The following is a 25,484-nucleotide window of genomic DNA, read 5'->3' as shown; positions in this document are numbered from 1 at the left end:
GAGGGGTTGTTGTCTTGGGGGGAGGGATTTTTGATGATGTTTCCCCGTTCTAGTTGTTCTCTGACGGTGGATTGGTTGCGTTTACGGCTACTAATGAGAGAGCCTTGGAGGAGGCTTTTTTCATACATATCTTGGGTGCGATCGCCCACTTCACTTAAATCTTGGGCGTGGGAAAGAAGATTATCTAAAAATTGTCGTAGTTTTTCTTGATCTTCTTCAAGGCGGTTACGACGGATTACCATTTCCCCGATGAGGTTATTGAGGTTATCTAGTTGTTTGACAGGTACTCTCATACTCTGTTCAAAGGTTGGTTGTTTTTGGCTCGGGGCGCTCGGGGCTGGGGGTTTTTTCCATTTTTGAGCGGAGGAGGGTTTTTCGGCTTCGGCTAAGAGGCGATCGAGATCGCTCAATTCTTTCTCGAGGTTGTTTTCTGAGCCTAAGGAAGAAACACTGACTTCTAATCCTTCATTAACAATATTTTCTAATTGTTGCCAATTTACTTCTGGGATTGATGCTTGAGCCCTATTAATAATTTTTTCTAATTCTTCAAAGGTTTCGTAGTAGTGATGGGTAACGCTAGGTAATTCTATTTCAAGGGCGGAAATTTCCGTTTCTGTAAGGAAGTGATTTTCTTGGTTAATGGTTTGTTCTAATTCGTCAAACTGTTCATAAATGATTAGTTTAGTATGAACGGTAATGGCATTTGAGTTTGATTTTTCGGCAACGGGTACTTGTTGGGGGGTTATCTCGGAAATTTCATCACGGGCATTTTCGATAATAACCGTTTGACGGGGGTTAGGAATTTCGTTATGAATGGTTAAATTATCTGTACCAAAATCGATCGCACTTTGGGTGTCAAATAAATCGTCAAGACTATCGATAATATCATCTTCTACAGAGGTATGATCATCATCAGAATCAGAGCTTAATTCTTCTTGCTCCTCTAATTCTTCCTCTTCTAAAAAGTCCCAGTCATCTTCCACATCTTGGGCAGGGGCTTCCACATTGTCCAATAACTCCATATCATCTAATAGTGAATCAATGGATTCTCCCTGATTAGTATGGGTTGAAATGGATGAAAAAAATTCACTAGTTCCCGTGGTATCGTTATGTTTAGTTGTTAAAAAATTATTGACAGTTTCTTCGTCGTCAGTATCTAAGAAAAGATCGTCATCTTCATCATATTCAATGCCATTATCCTCCAACAAATTGGATATTTGATTTTCATTGAAGGATAATTCGTTGGTTTCTTCTACTTCTTCTGTGCTGGTAAATAAAGTTTCTCGCCAAAGATCTCTTTCTAAGGTATTATTTTTATCTTCATCTTCTGGACTCGAAATAGACTCACTTTCATCGAAAGAAGTATCCATATCAGCCCCCGCATAGATGGTTTCTACGTCCATAAAACGGGTACGTGCCGAGGGTGCTAGTTCGAGCAGTTGATCACTGACACTAATGGCATTTACATCCCCTTGGAGTAAATATTCTGATGCTTGTTTGATTTCTTTGATAATTAATTTGGTGGTGGTGCTGTAATTATGGTGGGGCTTGGCGATCGCCCCTTGAGCTGTTTCCATAATCGCTACCCAGCCAAACAAGTTTTGTTTTTTTCCCTCTAAAGAAAGAGCCTCACAGTGTTTTTGAACGTTGCGTCGATTATCAGGTGAGTCCCCCTGTTTCAATAACTTTAACATTGCTCCTAGGCGAAACAAGGTCTGTTTGTATAACTCTTGAGCTTGATTAGAGGAAATCATAATACCATTCTGACCAATTTATTACAAAGACAACCTGACTGAAAATGGGTAGCACACAAGACAATGAAACTATCTCTCTAACCCCTTCTTAGTATAGCCTAACAAATTCTCCTTGAAAAATTTAATTAGTCATGGAAATAGCATTTATTGACAACATTGGGTAGGCAATAGGGCATCTCGACTACGTTTATCAACCATGGGCGATGATGAGAAAATTATCTTAACCCCATCTTGAATCTTTGCCCCAAAGAGCTAGTCTCAAATACAATTGGAAAGATAGTTATTTTTACTTAAAAACGTTATTTTCCATGACTCAAGCGCCAAATAACAATAGTCAATCTGACTCAGAACATAATAACTCGTCCTTAGTATCTGTAGAGAAAGATAAAGATTCGGTGTCGGTATCCATTCCCATGATTCCACCAAAACAATTAAGTCATGTAAAAAAACCAAAAAGTTCTTTTTCTCTCAACATTATTATTTTCCTTGCCCTTTCCTTCATCGGTATCTATGGCAATATTCCTTGGTTGGGTGCTAGTTGTGCCTTGATTGCCTTTGTTTTAGCAGTGTTACAAACAACCCCTTTTATTCAAGAATGGATTGCCTTTTTTCTCACTCCCCAAGAAAGAAGGGCATTAATTGGCTCTATTGGTTTAATAATATCCCTATTAATTTTGGCAAAATATTTGGGAGTTTATCAACGTATCAGCCAATGGTTAAATCAGTTTAAATATGATGAATTTGGTTCTTGGGCTGACTGGGTTGGGGCTTTAGGACAAATATCCATTGCTGTTTTAGCGGTGTATGTTGCTTGGCAACAGTATGTAATCTCTAAAGATTTAACTATTCAACAAAATCGCATTACCCAACAACAAACTATTGATGCTTATTTTCAGGGTATCTCAGATTTGGTCTTAGGTCCTGATGGACTTTTGGAGGATTGGCCGCAAGAAAGGGCGATCGCCGAGGGGCGCACAGCATCCATTCTTACAAGTGTTGATGCGGCGGGTAAAGCTAAGATTTTGCGTTTTTTGTCAAGATCTCGTTTAATAACCCCTTTACGGCGAGATAGTCACCTAGGGAGAGTGATTTTAGATGGGGCTGGAGGGTATGCCGAAGATCGTCAATATGGTATGAGAGTAATTAATTTGGGGGTGGTGTTGGCAGGAAATAATTTGATGGGGCAGGATTTACGATGGACTGATTTAAGTGAAGCGAATATAGTAAAGTCTAACCTGTCCCGTTGTGATTTGAGTCGGGCAAATTTATCCCGCACTGTTTTGGTGGAAGCTACTTTGCAGGGGGCAGATTTGAAAAAGGCGATTTTGTTTTATGGTAGTTATGAAAGGGCAACACCGCGCGATCGCACCCATGCCCCGAATTATGAAACGGGAGAATATACGGGCGCTGTGATCGAAAAAACTGACTTTACAGGGGTAAAAAACCTCAGCGAAGAAAACCGCTACTACTGCTGTTGTTGGGGTGGCGAATATACCCGCTCAACTATCCCAGGAGGATGTCAAGGAATTCCTAACAAACTGGAAAACAATTGACAATGGACAATGGACAATGGACAATTAGATGGATTTTAAGTAAAAAAATTCTTAGAAAAAATAATTATTTATAATGACTAATCAATATTCGATAACTCTCCTGCCCGGTGATGGCATTGGCCCTGAAATTATGGATGTTACCGTTAAGGTATTGGAAGCAGTGGGTAAACAGTGCGATATTAAATTTAACTTTCAAACCGCTTTAATTGGTGGTGCGGCCATTGATGCTAAGGGTGTACCTTTAACCCCTGAAACCGTAGAAACTTGCCTTAAGAGTGACTCTGTATTATTGGCGGCCATTGGTGGTTATAAGTGGGATAATCTTCCCCGTGAATTACGCCCTGAAACTGGTTTGTTAGGTATTCGGGCGGCTTTAGAATTGTTTGCCAACTTACGCCCTGCCACTATTCTCCCTCAATTAATCGACGCTTCTAGCCTCAAAAAAGAAGTGGTGGAAGGGGTTGATATTATGGTGGTTAGGGAGTTGACGGGGGGAATTTATTTTGGTCAACCCAAGGGCATCTTTACCTCAGAAACTGGGGAACAAAGGGGCGTAAATACCATGGCTTATACGGTTTCAGAAATTGATCGCATTGCGAGGGTTGCTTTTGAAACTGCCCAAAAACGCCAAAAAAGGCTCTGCTCGGTGGATAAGGCGAATGTGTTGGATGTGTCTCAATTATGGCGCGATCGCCTCATAAAAATGTCTGAGGAATATCCTGATGTGGAATTAACCCATATGTATGTGGATAATGCCGCCATGCAGTTGGTGCGCAACCCTAAACAGTTTGATACCATCGTCACGGGTAATTTATTCGGTGATATTCTTTCCGATGCGGCCGCCATGCTCACGGGTAGTATTGGTATGTTACCTTCTGCTAGTTTGGGTGCTAATCGCCCTGGATTATTTGAACCCGTCCACGGCTCAGCACCTGACATTGCAGGGCAAGATAAAGCCAATCCCTTAGCACAGGTATTGAGCGCGGCCATGATGTTGCGCTATGGTTTAAATGAGCCTGAAGCAGCTACAAAGATTGAAGAAGCGGTATTAAAGGTATTGGATTTAGGTTATCGCACGGGAGATATTATGTCCGAAGGGGCAAAAGCTGTGGGTTGTCAGGAAATGGGTAAGGTTTTATTGCAGGTGTTAGAAGGCAATTAACAATTAACAATTGACAATTGACAATTAATGAGTATTTGTGGGACACATCAATATTTATAAATTTCAATGGTTTAGATATATTAAAAAAATATCAAAAAATAAATCTAAATTATGTTTTTAACATTTAAAATTTTATAAATAAAGAAACAGTAAAAGTAAGATACTTAAACCTTGTTATTGTCAATTGATCTTAACTATTCACTTTTAACTATTAATTATTAACAAGCATCCGTGAATTTACCTCAATTTAATGATATTTGGCAAAATACTACTAATTGGCAACCAAATCCAGATCAACAATTATTATTTGATCAGTTATATAACAAAATTATTAAGACTAATAAATATCTTAATTTAACTCGTATTACTACTCCTGAGGAGTTTTGGGAAAAAAATTTATGGGATTCTTTAGCTCCTTTAATCGCTTATGATTTAAATCATAAAAAAGTTATTGATATTGGTACAGGGGGTGGTTTTCCTGGTATTCCTGGGGCGATCGCATTTCCCCTAGGTCAATTCACTCTGATGGATTCCACCACCAAAAAAATAAATTTTATTACTCAATTAGTCCAAGATTTAAACCTAACAAATATTACCACCTTAGTTGATAGAGTAGAAAAAATAGGACAAGATAAAACCTACAGAAACCAGTTTGATTTTGCTTTAATTAGAGCCGTTGCCGAAACATCCGTATGTTTAGAATACACTTTACCCCTATTAAAACAAGGGGGCGTAGCCATTTTATATCGAGGAAATTGGACGGAAGAAGAAGAAATAAAGAGTAAAAAAGTAGCAAATTTATTAGGAGGAAATATAGAAAAAATAGTCAATCAAAATACTCCCCTTAACAATAATATTCGCCATTGTATTTATGTAAAAAAAATAGGTAAAACTCCCAAACAATATCCCCGAGAAGTAGGGAAACCCGTTAAACAACCCTTATAATCATCTTTGGGTAACATCAGTAATTCATTACAAAGCGAATGATGATATTTTTACTAAATCAGATTTGGTATCATAACCTCATTTAAACATAAAAAAACCCCCTAAATGGGGGCTAAAATACGAAAAGCTAACTAATTAACCCAGCGCATTTGCACCAGATACAACCTCAAGAATTTGTTGAGTAATAGAAGCCTGACGAGCCTTGTTATAAGACAATGTTAAAGTCTTCATCAAATCACTAGCATTTTGACTAGCGTTATTCATCGCCGTCATTCTAGCGGCCAATTCACTGGCTGCAGATTCTTGTAAAGCTCTTAATAACTGATTATTAATATATAGAGGTAAGAGAGAATCTAAAATTTGAACAGGATCTTGTTCAAAAATCATATCCTTGGGAAAATCAGCCTTAGGAGAAGTAACAGCTTCCCTTTCAACTTGGAATGAACCATCACGGACAATGAGACGAAAGATTTCATCATCCTGAACTTCTAATCCTTGGGGGGTAAGAGGTAAAAGAGTTTGAATTACAGGTTTAGAACTAATTAAAGAAACAAAGCGGGTGTAAATCAATTCAACCCGATCAACGGTGTCAGAGAAAAATAAAGAGAGCAACTCATCAGCAATTTTTCCAGACTCCTCAGCGGTAGGAATTTGCTCTAAACCACTATACTTAGCAGAAATGGGCTCATTACGACGTTGAAAATATTGAACTGCTTTTCTACCAACTATTACGAAGGTATATTTTAAACCTTGTTCTTTTAATTCAGCTGCTCTTTGTTCAGCTTTTTTAATAATACTGGAGTTGTAACTTCCGCATAGACCCCGATCGCCCGTAATCACTAACAAAGCAACGGTTTTAACATCCCTTTGTTTAAGTAAAGGTAAATCGGCTTCTTCCATGCGTAAACGGCTTTGTAAACCGTATAAAACTTGAGCTAGGGCATCAGCAAAAGGACGAGTAGCAGTTACTTGCTCTTGCGCCCGTCTTACCTTAGCCGCAGCCACTAAACGCATTGCTTCAGTAATTTTTTTAGTGTTTTTTACTGAGTCGATGCGATCACGAATCGCTTTTAAGTTAGACATGGTGTTAATTGATAATGGATAATGGATAATTGATAATTAAAAATTACCAATAAACAATCGATAAAAAATATACTGCTTAGGATGCAGTCGGGTGGGGCTAGCCCACCGCCATTATTTCAATTAAGCAGAGAAAGCCTGTTTTGCTTCGGTAATAGCTTCTTTTAAAATAGCTTCGGCTTCATCGGTTAATTTCTTCTCAGAGTTAATAATCTCGATGAATTTAGGCTTACTATTTTTGATGTACTGTCTTAAAGTGAGTACAAATTCCACTACTTTATCAACGGCAATATCATCTAATAAGCCATTAATACCACTATAAACCTGGGCAACTTGTTCCCACACTGCTAAAGGAGAGTTTTCTGCTTGTTTGAGTAATTGACGTAATCTTTGACCTTTAGCTAACTGTGCTTGGGTAGCTGCATCTAAATCAGAAGCAAATTGAGAAAATGCTTCAAGTTCTGCAAACTGAGCTAGTTCTAATTTTAATTTACCAGCAACCTGTTTCATGGCTTTGGTTTGAGCCGCAGAACCTACACGGGATACGGAGATACCTGCGTTGATGGCGGGACGGAAACCTGCGTTAAACAAGTCGGAGGATAAGAAAATCTGACCGTCGGTAATGGAAATTACGTTGGTAGGAATATAAGCGGACACGTCCCCTGCTTGGGTTTCGATGATGGGTAAAGCAGTCATACTTCCGCCACCTAATTCGTCGCTCAATTTTGCTGCTCTTTCTAATAAGCGAGAGTGGAGATAGAATACGTCTCCGGGGTATGCCTCACGTCCTGGGGGACGACGTAATAACAAGGACATTTGACGGTAAGCCTGAGCTTGTTTGGTTAAATCATCGTAGATGATGAGGGTGGCTTTACCTTTATACATGAAGTATTCTGCGATCGCAGCTCCAGTGTAGGGGGCGAGGTATTGTAAGGTAGCAGGATCGTTAGCATTAGCTGCCACTACTACGGTGTAATCTAATGCACCTTTTTCTCTGAGGGTATCTACTACATTAGCAACGGTAGAAGCCTTTTGACCCACTGCTACATATACGCAGATTACATCTTCTTCTTTTTGGTTAATAATGGTGTCAACGGCGATCGCAGTTTTACCAGTTTGACGGTCACCGATGATCAACTCACGCTGTCCACGACCTACAGGAATCATCGCATCAATAGCAGTGATACCAGTTTGCATAGGCTCACATACAGACTTACGAGCTACAATCCCGGGGGCGGCCGATTCAATCAAACGAGTTTCAGAAGTATCAAGATCGCCTTTACCATCAATAGGACGAGCCAAAGCATCTAAAACCCTACCAACTAAAGCATCACCCACAGGAATTTGAGCAATTTTGCCAGTAGCTTTAACGTTACTACCTTCTTGGATGTCTAAACCATCACCCATCAATACCACCCCAACGTTATCCTGTTCAAGGTTAAGGGCGATACCCACAGTACCATCTTCAAACTCTACCAACTCACCCGCCATGACTTTATCCAAGCCATAAACACGAGCAATACCATCTCCTACCTGTAACACAGTACCAACATTGGAAACTTGAACCTGTTCATCATAGGATTCAATCTGTTGGCGAATAATATTAGCAATTTCGTCTGGTCTAATGTTGATCATATCTTTTTCTTAGAGCTACTTATATGTAACAAATTGATTGTCAGTTATTAATTTTATTTTGATTATGGCTAGGGCATATAAATCATATGCTCATAACAAACAATTATCACCATCAAGATAACTTAGTTAGAACCAAGCATTCCCAATGTGATACGGCGTAATTGTCCTCGTAAACTAGCATCATAAACCTGAGAGCCAACTTTGATAATTACACCACCGATGATGTCAGGATCAATTTTTGTTTCTATCTCCACGGCACTAGCACCAGTGAGAGTTTTTACTTTTTCCATCAACTTTTCTGATTCCCCTTCATACAACCTCACGGCAGAAGTAATTTCAGCAAGAACCGTATTATTGAGTTTGCGTAGAATCTCTAAATATTTGGCTAAAACACCTTCAATAAAGCTAATTCTACCTTTATCCACCAACAATAATAAAAAATTGAGCAAGAAAGGATTTATCTGCTCACCAGCGATATTTCTAATAACAGCTTTTTTTTGCTCTGCTTTAATCATCGGACTAGCAAAGAGGGCTTTTAATTCTGCAGACTCTTTTAACAAACTTACTAAAGAGCGCACATCCTCACCGATGGCATCGGCAACGTTTTTTTCTTTGGCTAGGGACATCAAGGCCTCGGCATAGGGTTCTACTACTTCAGCGGTAATAGCACTTTGCATTTTTAACCTCCTAATTGCTCAACGGCACGACTAATGATTTTTCCTTGAACCTCATCAGTCAGAGTTTCTTTTAATTGCTGTTCTGCTTTCTCAAGGGCTAGTACAGCAATGGTTCTTTTTAATTCATTCACTACCTTCGCTCTTTCAGAGTCTAGCTCTTGTACTGCGGTAGTTTTCATTCTTTCAATATCTTTTTGTCCTTGAGCCAAAATTTCTTCTCTAACTTTACCAGCGGTGGCTTGAGCATCAGAGATAATTTTCTTAGCTCTTTCTTGAGCTTCGTTTAAGTTTTTCTGTCCTTCGGCTAGAGCTTTGGCGGCATCAGCAGCTTGTTGTTCTGCTTCTTGAATTTCTTGGGCAATTTTTTTACGTCTTTCTTCGAGTAAATTGCCGACAAATTTACCACCATATACTACTAATAAACCAATTACGATAATTAAGTTAATTAGGTTAGAGCCTAGAATGTCTGAACTTAAACCAAATCCGCCTTCTGCTGATTCAGTGGCTAGATAGAATAAAGTCAACATAATTATTTTTTCTTTAAACTAGGCGTGTTTATTTTATGTTTTTTTGCAGGGAAAGAGAATGAGACATCTCTATTCTCTATGCCCTAATTATGGAGCTACTTAAGCAAATTCTTTGCCTAAAACTTTCTCTAAAATTTGCTGGGTAAGGGCTTGAACTTCTTGCTCTAAAGCTGACATGGCTTCTTTTCTTTCCATTTCAATTTGCTCTGATGCCTTTTGACGCTCGGCAATTACTTCTTGCTGGGCTTGTTGGCTTTGTTCAGAAACGATCTTTTGAGCTTCAGTTTGAGCCTCCGCAATAATTTCTTGGGATTGTTTACGGACTTCCTTTAATTCTTGTTCATATTGTTGAACAAGGGCTAAGGATTTTTGTTTTTGCTCTTTTGCACTATTTAATTGACCTTGAACATATCCTGCTCTTTCGTCAATTGCTTTTCCTAAAGGTTTATAAAATAGGGCATTTAATATTACCGCTAATAGTAAAAACTGAACTGCCATGAGGGGCAGGGTAGCGTCAATATCAAATAAACCCCCTTCTGCGGTTTCCGCCGCAAATAAAATCCATTGTGTCATCATCATTTGACTTTGGGGCAGAATTTACTGGTTCTTTTTGTCAATATGCAATTATCCTTAAAAGTATTACTGCAATTGATATTTTTTGGTTCTTAGGTGTTTAGGCATTCGCTCACACTGAGAGATACCTAAAACCTAAAACCTATTTTTTCCTTTACCTTATTTTTTAAATTTAGAGTAATCTAAATTACTTAAGCGAAAGGATTAGCGAATAATAATACTAATGCTACAACTAGACCGTAGATGGTTAGTGCTTCCATGAATGCTAAACTAAGAAGTAAAGTTCCACGGATTTTGCCTTCTGCTTCAGGCTGACGAGCAATACCTTCTACGGCTTGTCCGGCGGCGTTACCTTGACCTAATCCAGGTCCAATAGCTGCTAAACCTACGGCTAAGGCTGCTGCGATTACTGATGCTGCTTCTACGCTCATAATTTTTCCTTTTTTTCTTTAATTAAATTAGTACAACAAGAATTTTTAGTTTTTCGTGTGGGGGAATGGATTTTTTAAAATCTGTTCCCTATGTTAGTTAATCACACAATGGCAATTTATTTAAGCCCAAAATGTATTTAACTATATTTTGGTTTTTTATGCTAGTGAGTTGGGCGGTTTATTTTCCTAAACTCGTTAGTCATGTTCTTCGCCGTGGGCTTCTAGGGCTTCTCCGATGTAGGAACCTGCTAGGGTGGCGAAAATCAGTGCTTGGATGGCGCTGGTGAATAATCCTAATACCATCAAGGGTAAGGGTACAATCAAGGGTACGAGTAAGACTAATACACCTACGGCTAATTCATCCGCTAGGATGTTCCCGAATAGACGGAAACTGAGGGATAAAGGACGGGTGAAGTCTTCGATCGCCCTAAAGGGTACCATGATGGGGGAAGGTTGGGCATAGTCAGCGAAATAACCTAAGCCTTTTTTGCTAATCCCTGCATAGAAGTATGCGAGGGAGGTTAAAAGGGCAAAGGCTACGGTGGTGTTAATGTCCACGGTGGGCGCTGACAATTCTCCTTCGGGAATTTCGATTAGTTTCCAAGGAATCAAAGCACCGGACCAGTTGGATACGAAAATGAATAAAAATAGAGTACCGATGAAGGGAACCCATGGACGATATTCTTTTTCGCCAATTTGATCTTTGGTGAGATTGCGTAAAAAATCGAGGACGTATTCCATAAAGTTTTGGAATCCGCTTGGTATTCTTTGAATGTTTCTGGTAGCGGCGATGGAGGCGATGAGTAGAACACCGATGACGAACCAGGATACGATGAATACTTGTCCATGGACTTTATATTTACCGATTTCCCAGTAAAAGTGTTCTCCCACTTCAATGGCCGCTAATAAGCGATTATTTAGATTGATTATATTTGTTAGTTCCATTAAGCAAGATTTTCCCTGATTGTAGGAATCTCAGACAATTTACCATAAAATTAACCCTTTACTCTGATTTATTTTTGCCACTTAGTAAACTACTGGGCAAAACTGTGAGCAGAATAGAGGCTTTATATGTCATGAAACCTAAAAAAATAGGTATCACTTCTAGTTGTTGTCGTTGGGTGGCGATGATCATTAGTCCTGCGAAGAGTGCTAGACGGGTTGAGCCGATGCTTCGTTTGCTGTTGCCTACCTTTTCGACTTCCCTGGCTAACAGGTTAATATACACTAAGCCTACACAAGCTCCTAGGAGATAGTTTAATCCTGTGGATAGGGAGTAAAATACCCACACAAGAGCAAAGCAAGATAGCCCAATGACGATGGTGGTGATGAGAATATTATATTTTAGTTGATAATATTCGGTCATGGAGTCGTCTATTTTTTCTGGTTCTTTTTCTCCCTGATGATCGAGGGTTTCCAGATTTTCTGTGTTGGTGGAAGTTTCTGAGGTAGTCACTAGGGGCGATCGCACTTGCTTATATTTATCATGATTTTAGCCATACAACGTTAACTAGAACCAGACTACATCTTACCATGGAATGAACGCTTAACCATAGACAATTATCAGGTTAAAATTTATCATTTTTAAAGGCATAAACAATTGACAATTAACCATGAACAATTGATGATAAATGATCAAACTATTATCACCCCGACTCCCCGTCACCTCAACGCCCCATCGCCTCCAGTCCTCATCGAATCCAGTTTTGATTAATTATCAACATCTTCTTTGATAACCCAATTAAGAAAACGATTCCATGCCCACCAAATATCGTTATCTCCATTAATTTTTTGTCCTTGCTTAGAGTTGACATAGCCCACATGACCACCATGGGCAGTTAACATTAAATTTAGATGAGAATTATAAGCTACTTCTTTTTGTAAATCAGGAATAATAGTAGGGCAAAACATGGGATCATCTTTTGCGTAAATAATTAGGGTAGGTTTGTTAATCGTGGAGAGAATACGAAATGGGCTACTAGCATAATAATAATCTCTAACATTTTCAAAACCGAGAGCCGAGATAACAAAATATTGATCAAACTTACGAATACTGTCAACTAGGGCTAAATTTTTTAAACTAATATCCTGAGGATGATATTTGTGGAGCGAGATTGTTAATTCTCGTAATCCTTTGGTAATAACCTTATCCAAATACTTTTTAATAGGATGATTTTCCAAATAGCTTAGGGATTTATCAGCATCAAGACTAGGGCAAATTACCCCACAACCACCAATATCGTTGGCTGTTAAAGTAGATTGATTATTGATTTTGGTAATTTTTGAACCATAGGATATTGCCCATAGTGCTAGTTTTCCCCCTAAAGAATATCCTGTAAACCAAAATTTACTGGGAAATCCTTCTTGTTTAGCATGGGAAGCAATACTTAAAAAGTCTTGTCCTTCAAAAATACCGTCTGAGGTAAGCACGGGGGATAGTTGTGCTGTTTTTCCGTGAGCTCTCCAATCAAATAAAATGATAGCATAACCAAGATAATATGCTTTTCTTGCCAATACTTCTAAATACCATTGATTTTCTAGGCTTCCTGTAATACCGTAAGTGGCGATAATTGTGCCTTTAGCATGAGGGGGAATCGCACCGATAGCATAGAGGGGGGTATTATTCATACCATGGTATATTTTTTCCTGATAGGGAATAGGGTTAAGGTTAAGATATTTTTGCCATTTTTTTTCCATAACTTTAGCTATATAAACGGTTTGAATGAGTCCGTTTTTAAGATAAAAAGGCGGTTGATAGTAATGGTTTTTTTTGTTCATTTATGTTAGATGAGATATAGAGATAATTCTATCGTTTCAAAAAAATCAAACTTGTTTATTACTTAATAGTTAATTAGTTAGTTATTAGTTTATTTTTAGTGAAGATAAATAAAATCAGTTGATCAGCTGAATTTTGCATTAGATATTGATTTCCCTGAATTTATAGTTTTGAGGTTTTATTTTATTTATGTTCATGATCATAAAATTACAATCTTAAAATTAACCCTTAAAGGCGATCGCCCTTAGGCAAAAAATTAACGCAACAGTAAAAAATAAGATAGTATGAAATATATCTTTATGCCTCTCCTATAATTCCTTAATACGATGATAGACCCCCGCACACTTACCGAATTATACTTAAGAGAAAATACGCAAAAAAATCAGATATTATCTGAATACCAAAAATTAATTTTAGACAACATCATTGACGGGGTAGTCTTATTCAAAGACGATCGCTACATTTACGTTAACCAAGCATATATAGAAATTTCAGGTTACCAAGAAAAAGAATTATTAGGAAAAAAATGGCAAGACTTTTACCCCCCAGAAGATGCCCAAAGAATAGAACAAGAAATCCTCTCTGTTTGTCGAGAAAAAAAATATTGGCGAGGGGAAGAAATTTCTTATCACAAAAACGGCCATAAAATTTGGAAACAAATGTCCCTATCCCTAATAGAAGAAGGTATCTTAATCGGTATCTGTCGAGACATTACCGAAAATAGAAAAAATCAAGGCACACTCAAAGCCCAAGAATGTGCCATGAGGGCACTATATAAAGTTACCGCATCATCTAACCTCACCTTTGAACAAAAACTAGAAGGAATCTTCAACCTAGGCAGAAAATTCTTCAACCTTGAAATGGGGGTACTAACTCAAGGAGAAGAACAATCCATCAAAATTATCAAATTTCAAGGAGAAAAAAGAAACGGAGACATAGTGCAACTGCCCCCATACATGAATCAAGAGCAATCATTGTGCTTTATCTGCTTACAACATCAAGAACCTTTAGTCATAGAATCATTAGCCAATTCATCCTATAAAAATCATCCAGGACATACCTTTTGGAATATACAAAGCTACATCGGTTCAAGAATAGAAGTATGTGGTAAAACCTACGGTACATTGTGTTTTTTCTCCTTTGACGAACAAACAAACCACAGAATAACCGATAACTCCCAACAAATCTTAAAACTGATGGCTCAATGGATAGGTTATGAAATTGAGCGTCAACAATCTCAAAAATTATTAGAAGAAAAATTTCAACAAGAAGTTTTATTAAAAACCATTGTTCAATCCATTCGTCAAACCATTGACTACGAAGAATTATTTCAACGAGCCTCCCAAACCATCGGTGAGGCAATGAAACTAGATCGTTGTCACCTATTCACCTACGATAGTAATAAAAATCCCCCCATTACCCCCCTAGGAGAATATCTGAGCGAAGGAATCTCATCCATGGCAGATGCCAATATTAACCCTGAAAACGTTCGTAACATTCACCTAGAAAAAATACTAGAAAAAGATAAAGCCGTTGTCACCAACGATGTTTTTAAAGATCCCCTCCTAGAAGATATGCGATATTTATGTATCGAAGTTAATCTTAAGTCCATGATGGCAGTGCGTACATCTTATTTAGGACAAGCCAATGGAATTATTTGTTTGCATACCTGTAAAGAGTACAGATGTTGGAGTAAATCAGAAATAGAATTAATTGAAAACGTTGCCTCTCAGTTCGGCATTGCGATCGCACAGGCTAAACTACTACAACAAGAAAAAGAACAAAAAGAACAACTAGAACTAAAAAACAAAGCCCTAGAAGAAGCCAAAAAAGAAGCAGAAAGCGCCAACCGAGCCAAAAGCACCTTCCTAGCCACCATGAGCCACGAAATTAGAACCCCCATGAATGGCATCATGGGCATGGCCGACTTATTAACCCATACCCCCCTTAACGCCGTACAAAAAGACTACGTCAACACCATTAATCAAAGCGGTAGCCTACTACTAACCATTATTAACGATATTTTAGACCTAGCCAAAATAGAAGCCGATAAAATAGAACTAGAAAACAACCCCTTCAACCTCCATGAATGTATCAAAGAAGTATTAAAACTAATGAGAGGTAACGCCCTCCATAAACAAATCAAACTTACTTACCTCAAAAACGAACTAATCCCCACCCACTTTATGGGTGATGCCAATAGAATCAAACAAATTATCCTCAATCTAGTCAGTAACGGCATCAAATTTACTCCCCAAGGAGAAGTCCAAATCACCACAGAAGCCCGTCTTTGCCCCGATGGGTTTCACGTCATCCAATTTGCCGTCAAAGATACAGGCATTGGTATTCCGGTTGATAGATGTGATCAACTTTTTAAACCCTTTTCTCAAATAGACAACACCAACACCCGTAAATATGGAGGAACAGGATTAGGATTAGTCATCAGTCAAAAACTAGCCCATTTAATGGGAGGGAAAATCACCTTTCAGACACAGCCAGACATAGGCTCAACCTTTTATCTCACCGTCAAACTTCTTGCCCTCTCCTCCGAAGAAGTCACATCATCAAACCTGATGAATCAAAATAAAACATCATCCCAACCCAACCTCAAAATATCCTCCCTCCCCATCAAAATACTTTTAGTAGAAGACACCCCCGTTAACTACAAAGTAGCCCGTTTAATGTTCCAAAAACTAGGTTACACAGGTAATCAATTAGACATTGTCTATGACGGTTTACAAGCCCTAGAAGCGGTAAAAACCAACCGATATGACATAGTGTTTATGGATTTACAAATGCCCAACCTAGACGGCCTCAACGCCACCACCAAAATTAGAACCCTCGGTAATAAAATTAAACAACCATGGATAGTTGCCATGACAGCCTCTGCCCTAGCAGAAGACCAAGAAAAATGTTTTAATGTAGGAATGAATGATTTTGTTAGTAAGCCCATTCGTTCCGACGACATACACAAGGCACTACAAAGATTTGCCAATAGTTTGATATTATAAAAACCCCATGAATATTATTATTTTATCGATGATTGCCGCCTTGATAATTCCCATGTATCAATCATGGCATGACGACAATGTGTGGCAAAAAATGTTGGCCGTGGCCAGTGTTTCCACAAAAACAGCCCTTCTCATTCTTGTGATTGCCGTCTTTCGGGACGATTGGATGATGGGGGTTGTTGGTGTGATCATTCTCACCGTTGGTAACGCCGGATTAATGTTACTTGCTCATCTGCTCAAGAGAATGGGAGAAATTTAACCTTTGCACCTCAGTGCTATAGTCACCATTTTCAAATAAATTAATCACACGAAAACCGGGTAAATGGGAATCATGGGTAGGTTGAGCAGGGCTTACCTGAGAAAAAGTAGAAGGGCATCCCCAAAAGTCTATTCCTTTACCCACTCCATTGACATGATGATAATGTAGAGCATGGTGAATATGTCCGAACAGTACCAAACGTACTTGGGAAAATAACTGTAATAAATGGATCAAATCATCTCCATTTTCAACCCCAATTTGGTCAACCCAATCGATACCAGTGGTAACAGGATGATGATGGAGTGCGATCATGGTTGGTTTATCTCGATACTTTATTAATTCTTCCTTTAGCCAATCCAATTGAGTTTGTTTAATGTAACCCCCACCAAATTTTGCTCCCACCAACACAGAATCGAGCAACAGTAATCGCCAAAATCCTAAATCAATGCTTTGGCAACCTAAACAGTTTATGGGCGATAACATTTTTGTCAATAGATTACCATCGTCATGATTACCATATAACCAGTAGATAGGGCAATTAAACTCATTCATTGCCTTGAGTAAATATTCATAGGCAACCTTACTACCCTTATCCGTTAAATCCCCTGTTAATAATAATCCATCGGGCTGTAATTTTTTTACTTTATCTAAAATAGCCTTTAAGTTATACCAAGGATTTTCCCCCCGTAAAAATTCTTCTGGTGAATCTAATAAATGGGTATCGGTAATTTGAATCAAAGTTTTTGTCATATAAAATTAAAATTTGTCAGTATGATGAAATGGATAAAAGTTAATATATCTTATGAATTTAGAATTACTGACCTTTGCAGAAATATCCATCGAAGCAAATCTGGCTCAATTTCTGATTGTGCTTTCTGTTTCTTTGGCTGTGGCCACTATTTCAAGGGTTTTTGTCTGGTTTAAACAAATTCCTTATACCCTACTATTGGTAATTGTGGGACTTGGTTTGGCTTTGGTAGATATTCGATTAGTCAACCTTTCTCCTGAGTTAATTTTAGAAATATTTTTGCCTCCATTGTTATTTGAGGCGGCCTGGAATATCCGCTGGAAAGATTTAAAAAACAATCTCACTCCCATAATTCTCCTAGCGGTGGTGGGGGTAATTATTTCTGTTGCTAGTGTTTCTTTTGCTCTTAGCTATTTTACTACGATTTCCCTTGGTACGGCGTTATTAGTTGGTGCTAGTTTATCCGCTAGTGATCCTGTTTCTGTTATTGCTTTGTTTCGGGAGTTAGGCACGGGGAAAAAGTTGACGACGATTATGGAGGGGGAGAGTTTATTTAATGATGGGGTGGCGGTAGTTGCCTTTGTTTTGTTGGTGGGTATTCCCCTTGGTAATGAAAGTATTTCGATTACTCAATCGATTGTCCAATTTGGGACTTTTGTGGGGGTAGGAATAGCTGTGGGTTTTGTGTTGGGTTTTGGTATTTCTTATTTAACTCAAAGATTTGATTTACCTTTGGTGGAGCAGTCTTTAACTCTGGTTTCTGCCTATGGGGCTTATTTAATCACGGAAAATTTGGGCGGTTCTGGGGTTATTGGAGTGGTTACGGTGGGTTTAATTTTGGGTAATTTTGGCTCAAGAATTGGCATGAATCCTCGTACTAGGTTAAGTGTGTCTGAGTTTTGGGAGTTTTTGGCGTTTTTTGTTAATTCTATTGTTTTTTTGTTGATAGGAGATCAGATTGATTTTCCTGTTTTATTGAGTAGTTGGAAGTTAATTTTAGCGGCGATTATTTCTTTGATTTTAAGTCGTCTTGTGGCAGTATTTTTGTTGTGTGCTGTTAGTAATTTGGTGACGAAGGAAAAGGTTAGTTGGCAAGAACAACTTATTTTGTGGTGGGGTGGTTTACGTGGTTCGGTTTCGGTGGCTTTAGCCCTGAGTGTGCCTGTGGTTTTAGCGGATCGGCAGGAGGTAATTGGGACTGTTTTTGGGGTGGTTTTATTTACTCTTTTGGTGCAGGGTTTAACGACGAAAACTTTTTTACAAAAACTTAATTTAGTGGGGGATCAGAATATTAAGCAGGAATATACTGAGTTATTGGCCAGAAGAACGGCTCTTAATAAGGTTTTGGATTATATGAATCGTATTCCTATTCATACTATGCCTGAGATTGAACCTGATTTTTATAATTATGAAAAAAATTTGATTCAGGGACAGTTAAATTCTATTCAGGATAAAATTATTGATTTACAAAATCTCAATCCTGAGTTTAAAAATGTATCGATGCAGAAGTTGAGGGATAATTTGATTTCTGTGGAGGCTGATACTTATGCGGATTTGATTTTGAGTGGGGAGTTAAATGAGAATTTGTCTCCTATGGTTCAGGAAATTATTGCGAAGCAAAGGGGGGAATAATAGTTGTCGGTATAGTTAGTTTGCAGCTATTGGGGTGATGAGAGGTAGGGGCGATAATAGTTTGTTTAGTCTTTTAACAAATATAAATTTTATCTCGAACTCTATTTTTGTCGAGTTAAAGTAATTTATTCTTTGGTGGGTGTTGCCCACCTTGTTTATTTTGGTTTAAAGGCTTTGCCATTCACGGATTACGGCTGGGGGTATGGATAGGTTTATGGTGTCGCCGTTGGTGGTTGAGATGGTTAATTGTAGGGGAATTTCTGCTCTGAGTTGGGGAAGGATGGGTTTTAAGTTGTATTCGCTGACGTTTGCGGGTGGTGTTTTTTGGGAAATGTTGTTGGTAATGTTTTCGGCTTTGAGGGTTTTTCCTAGGGATGTGGTTAGGGTTAGGGGTTGGTTATGATCTAAGTTTGCGATGTCGGGGAAGGCAATTATTCTTAAGGATATGGTGGTTATGTTTTCGGGGGTTGTACGTTTAAAGGCGATCGCACTCCAATAGTTACCTGTTAAGTCTTGAAATTTTTGCCTTGATTGATAAACCATTTGTCCGGGGGCTTCTTCTATTTGTGTCACGGTGGCAATGGCTGGTAAGGGCATTATTATCCATATGGATAGGATAATTATTAATATTGATTGTAAGATGGTTTTTGGGGTGATGGATTTAATCATATTTTTGGATTTAAGTTCATGGTATCTTCTTTTTTTATTTTAAATATTTTTCTGGCATTGCTGATTTTGAGGATGAAACATTATTGAATTACAGTAAATGTATAGTATTAAAACTATTATTACTATTGTCCATTGCCAAACTAAACTAAAAATCATACCTTAATTCACTAACGCCATTTTTCTAAGGGCGATCGCCCCTTAAGACTCTTTGTTAATTCAATTTAACCTTGGTTAAAATACTTTTTATTAATTCTGATTCATATTTTTTTATTCTTTTTATCTGATCATAAAATATTCCAGATTGGTTATATTAATATTATTTTTATAGATCATTCTTAGCTAATATATTTATGATTGTAATACGCCAAATATGAGTTATTTTAGATATTAATATCATTGCTCAAATTCAATCTATTAATCATTGACAGACATCAAAAAATATTACAGAATATTTAGTAAAGATTCTTTAAAGTAAAGAGAATTATATAAAGAATGTGTAAAGCAAATTATCACTAATTTATCTAAAAGTATTTGTTTTGTGGGGTTTTTAGCTAATTTTCCCTAAAAAACTAGAAATCAATAAAACTTAAAAAAGTAAGTTATAACACATTAATTTTGCGAAAAGTTAGATATTATGATGCTAACAGTCAAAAAACAGAGATAAGCCCATGATGCTCATCAACCCCAGAAACATAAAAAATCCATCCTTGAAATCAAAAAAAACTTCATCTCATATCCATCAAAGACTGAATTATTACGACAATAAATATAATAAACTCCACAGTTCCATTAATAATCCATGGAAACGCTTAATTGATATTCTGGGAGGTTTTGTCGGTTTAACCATCACTGCTATTCTTTTTATTCCTTTAGCAATTTTAATTTATAAAGATAATCCAGGGCCGATTCTCTATTCTCAAACCAGATGTGGATTAAATGGAAAAACATTTACCATCTGGAAATTTCGCTCTATGACTGTGGATGCCGAAAAAAAGAAGCATTTGGTTAAAAATCACGCTGATGGCTTTATTTTCAAAAATCCTGAAGATCCTCGCATCACTAAAATTGGTAAAATTTTAAGGTCCACCAGCTTGGATGAGTTTCCCCAATTTTGGAACGTTTTAACAGGGGACATGAGCTTAGTGGGGACTCGTCCTCCTACCCCCGATGAGGTGGCAAAATATGATAGCTATCATTTGTTGCGTCTTCGAGTGAAACCAGGTCTAACGGGGGAATGGCAAGTAAAAGGGCGCTCTAAATGTCTTGATTTTAATCAGGTAGTGGCGATGGATTTAGCTTATCAGAAAAAATGGACTGTATGGTATGATTTATATTTGATTTTTAAAACCATTGAGGTGGTTATTAAGCGCGAAGGTGCTTGTTAGTTTATTGAATGAATCTTCCCAATACTATTACTTTTAGTCGTATCATTTTGATAATCCCTATTCTCTGGTGTATGTATCAGTCAATAGAGGTTTATCAGTGGTGGGCTTGGGGTTTATTCCTCATTGCTTCTCTGACAGATTGGCTGGATGGTTATTTGGCAAGACGTTTAAATCAGGTTACGGATTTGGGTAAGTTTCTTGATCCTTTGACTGATAAAATTTTGGTCATTGCTCCTTTATTAGTTTTGATTGAACGTCAAATAATTCCCGCTTGGGGGGTGTTTTTAATTCTGTTACGGGAAATTACTATCGCTGGGTGGCGGGTAAATCCTCAACAAAAAAATGTTTCAGGGGCTAACCTTTGGGGTAAATTTAAGACTGTTACTCAAATAGGAGCGATCGCCCTTCTTCTTTTGCCTAAATATCCTTGGGCATTATCAACGGGGATAATAGTATTTTGGTTATCTGTGATATTAACCATGGTTTCGGGGTTAATTTACCTGATGCCAAGCTCTAATCAACACTAATACCCCCAGAATTGGATTTAGGGGGATGAGGAGTAGGAAAGTAAGGCTGAATAATAGTTCAATAAATTGAACGATAAACTGTTAGCCTTGTAATTCATTGCAAGACAAGTGGTGATATATTTTCTAAAGCGCATTGGGTATATATAGTTCATGGTGGGTTTGTGAAAATACAATTTATCTATAACGAATTTCCTGAACTTGATATTAAAGATTAAAGATATTATCCCTAATTCAAGTTAATATTCCTCCCTTGCCCTCAACAAATCAAGACAACGAGGATCGATTAAAGTTGCCTTTTGTGGCTCTCGGGGAAACCAAAAAGCAGTCTTTTTACAAAATTCTACTAACATTAACATTACAGGTACTTCGATTAATACCCCCACCACCGTAGCTAATGCGGCCCCAGAATTTAGTCCGAATACCATGACAGCCGTTGCGATCGCCACTTCAAAATGATTACTCGCCCCAATTAAAGCCGCAGGCGCAGAATCCTCATAGGATAAATTCATTTTCAAGGCAATTACATAAGTAATCAAAAAAATAAAATTAGTTTGCACAAACAAAGGAATAGCAATTAACAGAATGTGTAGAGGATTATTAACAATCAATTCCCCCTTAAAAGCAAACAATAAAATAAGAGTCACCAACAAAGCTAATACCGCCACAGGGGAAAGATAATGTAAAAACTGCGACTCAAACCAAGCCCTACCCTTATACTTAAAAATCCAATATCGACTGATAACCCCAGCCAGAAAAGGTAAACCCACATATATCACCACAGAAAAGACAATGGTTTCCCAAGGTACAATCAAATTATTCGCAGACAATAACCATTGCCCCAAAGGAGCATACAAAAATAACATTGCCAGAGAATTAACGGCCACCATCACCAAAGTATGTCCTTGATTACCATAGGAAAGATAACCCCACATCAACACCATAGCCGTACAAGGAGCGATTCCCAATAAAATACAACCAGCCCCATAGGAATCTGCTAGAGAAACTTCAACGCCTCGAATTATCTCCGTATCGGACAATAAATTACTAAAAACGTAACCGAGGAAAAATTGAGCAAAAATTACCATGGAAAAAGGTTTAACGAACCAATTCACCGCCAAAGTCAGAATTACAGGCTTAGGAGTTTTAACCGCTTTAAGTGCCTGGGAAAAATCTATCTTCACCATAATGGGATACATCATGAAAAAAAGACAGATAGCAATGGGAATTGAAACGTTATAGATACTGATACTATCTAATGTCTGTGCCATATCAGGAAAAATCCTACCCAAACCAATGCCCAGAATAATACAAATGAAAACCCAGAGAGTTAAATACTTCTCAAAAAAACTTAGGCTACTTCCTGCTTTTATCGCCTTGGGGTTAATATTTACGGCCATTTTAAATCAAATTTTTTTATGGTAATGTTGAATCGACAATAACTGATTTTCCTATGGTCACTAGACAAAAGTTATTGTACACATCAAATTATAACAAAAAAACTTGGTTTGTTTTTGCTGAAAAAATATAAATTCCAAAAAGTGATTGTTGACACAACCTTATAATATATTAAGATTTTAGCTATTATTGGCGATAGTGTCTCTTCTAAATGGAAAAATACATAACAAAAAAAATTATTGTTTGTTTTACAACTTAATCACAACATTTCCGAGCAGGAACAAGGGAAGCCATACGACGAAAATCCGCCAAATATTGTTCTAAAAGTACCAATTGAGATAAATTTAAACTGTAATAAATCCATCTCCCCTCTTGACGAGTCCTTACCAAACCAGCTTCTTTGAGGGTTTTAAGGTGAAAAGATAACTTAGACTGACTGATATTTAAAACTTCCAACAACTCACAAACACACAATTCCTGAGTCTTTAATAAATCTAATACCTCAATTCTAATGGAGTCAGATAAGGCATGAAAGCCTTTTTTAATGGTGGATTGATCTGCTACTTCTGTAATGGTCATCAAAACTATCTATAAAGGTTCAAAATTCAACTATAACAATTAACTATCAACAATAGTTATACACAAAGTTTAACTAACCCTACCTTAGGTCATGGGGATTAATATATAAACTATTAGAAATATAAAGACTCCATGATATTCAAGAAATAACTAAAATATGATTTACATCAATGACATTTCTTGGGTCATAATTAGTTGTCTCCCTTTTGTTTGGGAGAAAAATATATTTAAAGATTAAGTATTGCCTTATGTCTATTTTACAAACCACAAAAGCGATTTTAGTGTTGGCTGATGGTACATCCTACACGGGTTATTCTTTTGGAGCGAAGGGAACAACTTTTGGGGAGGTTGTCTTTAATACGGGAATGACTGGTTATCAGGAAGTGTTAACAGATCCTAGTTATTCTGGGCAAATTGTTACTTTTACTTATCCCGAATTGGGGAATACGGGGGTTAATCCTGAGGATGAGGAATCCTATAAACCCCATGTCAAAGGTGCGATCGCCCGTAACCTATGTAAACGTCCTAGTAATTGGCGTTCCACCGAATCCCTACAGGACTATTTAACCCGTCATAAAGTAATTGGTATTTATGGCATTGACACCCGGGATTTAACCCGTCGTTTGCGCTCATCAGGGGCAATGAATGGGGCAATTTCCACAGATATATTAAACCCAGAAGAATTGTTAATGGAGTTACAAAAAGTTCCCTCCATGGCAGGATTAAACCTCGTCAAAGACATTACCACCAAAGCAGTTTATGAGTGGAGCGAACCCACAGACAAAGAATGGGAATTTAGCCCCCGTGCCAATTTGAGTGATGGGGAAACCTTTAGAGTGGTTGCCGTTGACTTTGGGGTAAAACGTAATATTTTACGTCGTTTAGCCAGTTATGGTTGTAAAGTCATTGTCGTTCCCGCTAATACCCCCGCAGAAGATATTCTCAAACATAACCCTGACGGTATTTTCCTATCCAACGGGCCAGGAGATCCCGCAGCCGTTGCCGAAGGTATTGCCACCGCTAAGGCTTTACTAGAAGCCCAAAAACCCACTTTTGGTATTTGTATGGGACATCAAATTTTGGGGCTTTCCTTGGGGGCAGAAACCTTTAAATTAAAATTTGGTCATCGTGGCTTAAACCAACCCGCCGGATTAAGCCAAAAGGTAGAAATTACCAGTCAAAATCACGGTTTTGCGGTGACAGAAGAATCTTTGGGGGCTGATGTAGAGATAACCCACCTCAATTTGAACGATCGCACCGTAGCAGGTTTAAAACATAAAACCTTACCTTTTTTCTCTGTACAATATCACCCTGAAGCCAGTCCGGGGCCCCACGATGCAGACTATTTGTTTGAACAGTTTGTTAAATTAATGCGAGACTATAAAAAATCATAAGTCATTACAATAACCATTCCCCCCTTTGAAAACCAAAAGGGGGCAGAAAGAGGGCTTATTCTTTTTGCCCCTACACAAAATTTAGCTCAATATTAACTAAGATTTAGGGGGCGCAACTCTTTCCTTGAATAATTTACCTGCGGAAAAAGCAGGAACTTTAGTGGCAGGAATATTCATTTTTTCGCCAGTTTTAGGGTTACGACCTTCACGGGCTTTTCTGTCACGGCTTTCAAAAGAACCGAACCCCACGAGGGTTACTTTTTCTCCACTAGAAACCGCTTCCATAATTGCTTCTACCGTGGCACTGATTACGGAATCAGCTTGTTTTTTGGTAACGGAAGCCTTTTCTGCTACTGCATCAACTAATTCGCCTTTGTTCATAGAATATACTCCTATTTTTATTTTATTTGTAGTTTTAACACTTCCCAGAAATTTCAGATATTAAAATTTTGTTAGCTGAAATAACCATCAAGTAAGTGTTTGACTGTTTTTAACACTAGATCTGATATTACCTGATTAATTGCTGAAATGTATAAAAAATGTCGTTTTTCTCGTTTTTTTTACATTTTTGGCTATTTTTGTAAAGAAACGTAACGATTTTAAGCGGTTTTTGGGCTATTTTTCCAGAAAAATCTCAGATTAGGAGGGCAGTTGATAAGCCAGTAAAAAACTTTTCTCTGTTCCCTGTTGCCTGTTCCCCGCCCTAGTTAGTTATTATTATTGAAACAAGATTGAGTATGATATATATTCAGAATGTTAGCGTTAGGAGTAA

The 25,484-nt window shown here is 37.8% G+C and carries 23 protein-coding genes and 1 pseudogene; 9 read left to right on the top strand and 15 right to left on the bottom strand.

The annotated features are described in order from the left end of the window. Nucleotides 1-1,754 (bottom strand): annotated as a pseudogene (locus tag IQ215_RS02605) (hybrid sensor histidine kinase/response regulator); the annotation flags it as partial. Nucleotides 1,755-2,062: 308 nt separating this feature from the next. Here IQ215_RS02605 and IQ215_RS02600 point away from each other — a divergent pair. The 3 genes from IQ215_RS02600 (at nt 2,063) to rsmG (ending at nt 5,414) form a co-directional block, all read left to right on the top strand. Then, nucleotides 2,063-3,307, top strand: a complete 1,245-nt coding sequence (locus IQ215_RS02600) for a pentapeptide repeat-containing protein (protein ID WP_193799764.1) — start codon at nt 2,063-2,065, stop codon at nt 3,305-3,307. A gap of 73 nt (nt 3,308-3,380) precedes the next feature. Continuing rightward, nucleotides 3,381-4,469, top strand: coding sequence for a 3-isopropylmalate dehydrogenase (leuB, locus tag IQ215_RS02595; protein WP_193799763.1), 1,089 nt, complete (start codon nt 3,381-3,383; stop codon nt 4,467-4,469). Between the two features lie 231 nt (nt 4,470-4,700). Continuing rightward, entirely contained in the window at nt 4,701-5,414 is a 714-nt protein-coding gene (gene rsmG, locus IQ215_RS02590) for a 16S rRNA (guanine(527)-N(7))-methyltransferase RsmG (protein WP_193799762.1), read from the top strand. 135 nt (nt 5,415-5,549) lie between these two features. Here rsmG and IQ215_RS02585 read toward each other — a convergent pair whose 3' ends face one another. The 9 genes from IQ215_RS02585 to IQ215_RS02545 form a co-directional block, all read right to left on the bottom strand. Then, nucleotides 5,550-6,497, bottom strand: a complete 948-nt coding sequence (locus IQ215_RS02585; RefSeq protein ID WP_193799761.1) for a F0F1 ATP synthase subunit gamma — start codon at nt 6,495-6,497, stop codon at nt 5,550-5,552. 120 nt (nt 6,498-6,617) lie between these two features. Next, the gene (atpA, locus tag IQ215_RS02580; protein ID WP_193799760.1) at nt 6,618-8,129 is read right to left on the bottom strand and encodes a F0F1 ATP synthase subunit alpha; all 1,512 of its coding nucleotides are present in this window, start codon (nt 8,127-8,129) and stop codon (nt 6,618-6,620) included. A gap of 122 nt (nt 8,130-8,251) precedes the next feature. Further along, the gene (atpH, locus tag IQ215_RS02575; protein WP_193799759.1) at nt 8,252-8,806 is read right to left on the bottom strand and encodes an ATP synthase F1 subunit delta; all 555 of its coding nucleotides are present in this window, start codon (nt 8,804-8,806) and stop codon (nt 8,252-8,254) included. A gap of 2 nt (nt 8,807-8,808) precedes the next feature. Continuing rightward, nucleotides 8,809-9,333 (bottom strand): F0F1 ATP synthase subunit B, encoded by a 525-nt coding sequence (locus tag IQ215_RS02570; protein ID WP_193799758.1) that lies wholly within the window; start codon nt 9,331-9,333, stop codon nt 8,809-8,811. Nucleotides 9,334-9,432: 99 nt separating this feature from the next. Next, nucleotides 9,433-9,906: a F0F1 ATP synthase subunit B' gene (locus IQ215_RS02565; RefSeq protein WP_193799771.1), complete on the bottom strand. Its 474-nt coding sequence runs from the start codon at nt 9,904-9,906 to the stop codon at nt 9,433-9,435. A gap of 191 nt (nt 9,907-10,097) precedes the next feature. Continuing rightward, a complete protein-coding gene (gene atpE, locus IQ215_RS02560; RefSeq protein ID WP_069789574.1) occupies nt 10,098-10,337 on the bottom strand; it encodes an ATP synthase F0 subunit C in 240 nt (79 codons plus the stop codon). A gap of 195 nt (nt 10,338-10,532) precedes the next feature. Beyond that, a complete protein-coding gene (atpB, locus tag IQ215_RS02555; protein WP_193799757.1) occupies nt 10,533-11,282 on the bottom strand; it encodes a F0F1 ATP synthase subunit A in 750 nt (249 codons plus the stop codon). Nucleotides 11,283-11,340: 58 nt separating this feature from the next. Beyond that, nucleotides 11,341-11,808: an ATP synthase subunit I gene (locus IQ215_RS02550; protein ID WP_193799756.1), complete on the bottom strand. Its 468-nt coding sequence runs from the start codon at nt 11,806-11,808 to the stop codon at nt 11,341-11,343. Between the two features lie 239 nt (nt 11,809-12,047). Then, a complete protein-coding gene (locus tag IQ215_RS02545) occupies nt 12,048-13,115 on the bottom strand; it encodes a YheT family hydrolase (protein ID WP_193799755.1) in 1,068 nt (355 codons plus the stop codon). A gap of 324 nt (nt 13,116-13,439) precedes the next feature. Here IQ215_RS02545 and IQ215_RS02540 point away from each other — a divergent pair, with 324 nt between their 5' ends. Beyond that, nucleotides 13,440-16,124 (top strand): ATP-binding protein, encoded by a 2,685-nt coding sequence (locus IQ215_RS02540; protein WP_193799754.1) that lies wholly within the window; start codon nt 13,440-13,442, stop codon nt 16,122-16,124. A 7-nt stretch (nt 16,125-16,131) separates the two neighbouring features. Continuing rightward, complete coding sequence (locus IQ215_RS02535; protein ID WP_193799753.1) at nt 16,132-16,383, top strand: hypothetical protein; 252 nt, start codon at nt 16,132-16,134, stop codon at nt 16,381-16,383. On the opposite strand, the gene IQ215_RS02530 is transcribed toward IQ215_RS02535, so the two are convergent. After that, nucleotides 16,345-17,133: a metallophosphoesterase gene (locus tag IQ215_RS02530; RefSeq protein ID WP_193799752.1), complete on the bottom strand. Its 789-nt coding sequence runs from the start codon at nt 17,131-17,133 to the stop codon at nt 16,345-16,347. The genes IQ215_RS02535 and IQ215_RS02530 overlap by 39 nt on opposite strands. Before the next feature lie 52 nt (nt 17,134-17,185). On the opposite strand from IQ215_RS02530, the gene IQ215_RS02525 reads away from it, so the two are divergent. Then, nucleotides 17,186-18,763, top strand: a complete 1,578-nt coding sequence (locus tag IQ215_RS02525) for a Na+/H+ antiporter (protein WP_193799751.1) — start codon at nt 17,186-17,188, stop codon at nt 18,761-18,763. 165 nt (nt 18,764-18,928) lie between these two features. Here IQ215_RS02525 and IQ215_RS02520 read toward each other — a convergent pair whose 3' ends face one another. Then, entirely contained in the window at nt 18,929-19,360 is a 432-nt protein-coding gene (locus IQ215_RS02520) for a DUF3122 domain-containing protein (RefSeq protein WP_206688481.1), read from the bottom strand. A gap of 779 nt (nt 19,361-20,139) precedes the next feature. Here IQ215_RS02520 and IQ215_RS02515 point away from each other — a divergent pair. Next, nucleotides 20,140-20,817 carry a sugar transferase gene (locus IQ215_RS02515; RefSeq protein ID WP_241735232.1) on the top strand — a complete coding sequence of 226 codons (678 nt, stop codon included), beginning with the start codon at nt 20,140-20,142 and terminating at the stop codon, nt 20,815-20,817. 8 nt (nt 20,818-20,825) lie between these two features. Beyond that, nucleotides 20,826-21,344: a CDP-diacylglycerol--glycerol-3-phosphate 3-phosphatidyltransferase gene (pgsA, locus tag IQ215_RS02510; protein WP_193799748.1), complete on the top strand. Its 519-nt coding sequence runs from the start codon at nt 20,826-20,828 to the stop codon at nt 21,342-21,344. A gap of 236 nt (nt 21,345-21,580) precedes the next feature. Here pgsA and arsB read toward each other — a convergent pair whose 3' ends face one another. Beyond that, complete coding sequence (arsB, locus tag IQ215_RS02505; protein WP_193799747.1) at nt 21,581-22,741, bottom strand: ACR3 family arsenite efflux transporter; 1,161 nt, start codon at nt 22,739-22,741, stop codon at nt 21,581-21,583. Between the two features lie 253 nt (nt 22,742-22,994). Then, the gene (locus IQ215_RS02500; protein WP_193799746.1) at nt 22,995-23,318 is read right to left on the bottom strand and encodes an ArsR/SmtB family transcription factor; all 324 of its coding nucleotides are present in this window, start codon (nt 23,316-23,318) and stop codon (nt 22,995-22,997) included. 248 nt (nt 23,319-23,566) lie between these two features. On the opposite strand from IQ215_RS02500, the gene carA reads away from it, so the two are divergent. Beyond that, nucleotides 23,567-24,712: a glutamine-hydrolyzing carbamoyl-phosphate synthase small subunit gene (carA, locus tag IQ215_RS02495; protein WP_193799745.1), complete on the top strand. Its 1,146-nt coding sequence runs from the start codon at nt 23,567-23,569 to the stop codon at nt 24,710-24,712. A 96-nt stretch (nt 24,713-24,808) separates the two neighbouring features. Here carA and IQ215_RS02490 read toward each other — a convergent pair whose 3' ends face one another. Then, complete coding sequence (locus IQ215_RS02490; RefSeq protein WP_069791918.1) at nt 24,809-25,093, bottom strand: HU family DNA-binding protein; 285 nt, start codon at nt 25,091-25,093, stop codon at nt 24,809-24,811. Nucleotides 25,094-25,484 lie beyond the last annotated feature (391 nt).

The sequence above is a fragment of the Cyanobacterium stanieri LEGE 03274 genome (assembly GCF_015207825.1).
In the GTDB taxonomy this organism is placed as follows: Bacteria; Cyanobacteriota; Cyanobacteriia; order Cyanobacteriales; family Cyanobacteriaceae; genus Cyanobacterium; species Cyanobacterium stanieri_B.
The sequence above is the reverse complement of the archived record's forward strand: the minus strand, read 5'-3'. Positions and strand labels throughout refer to the sequence as shown.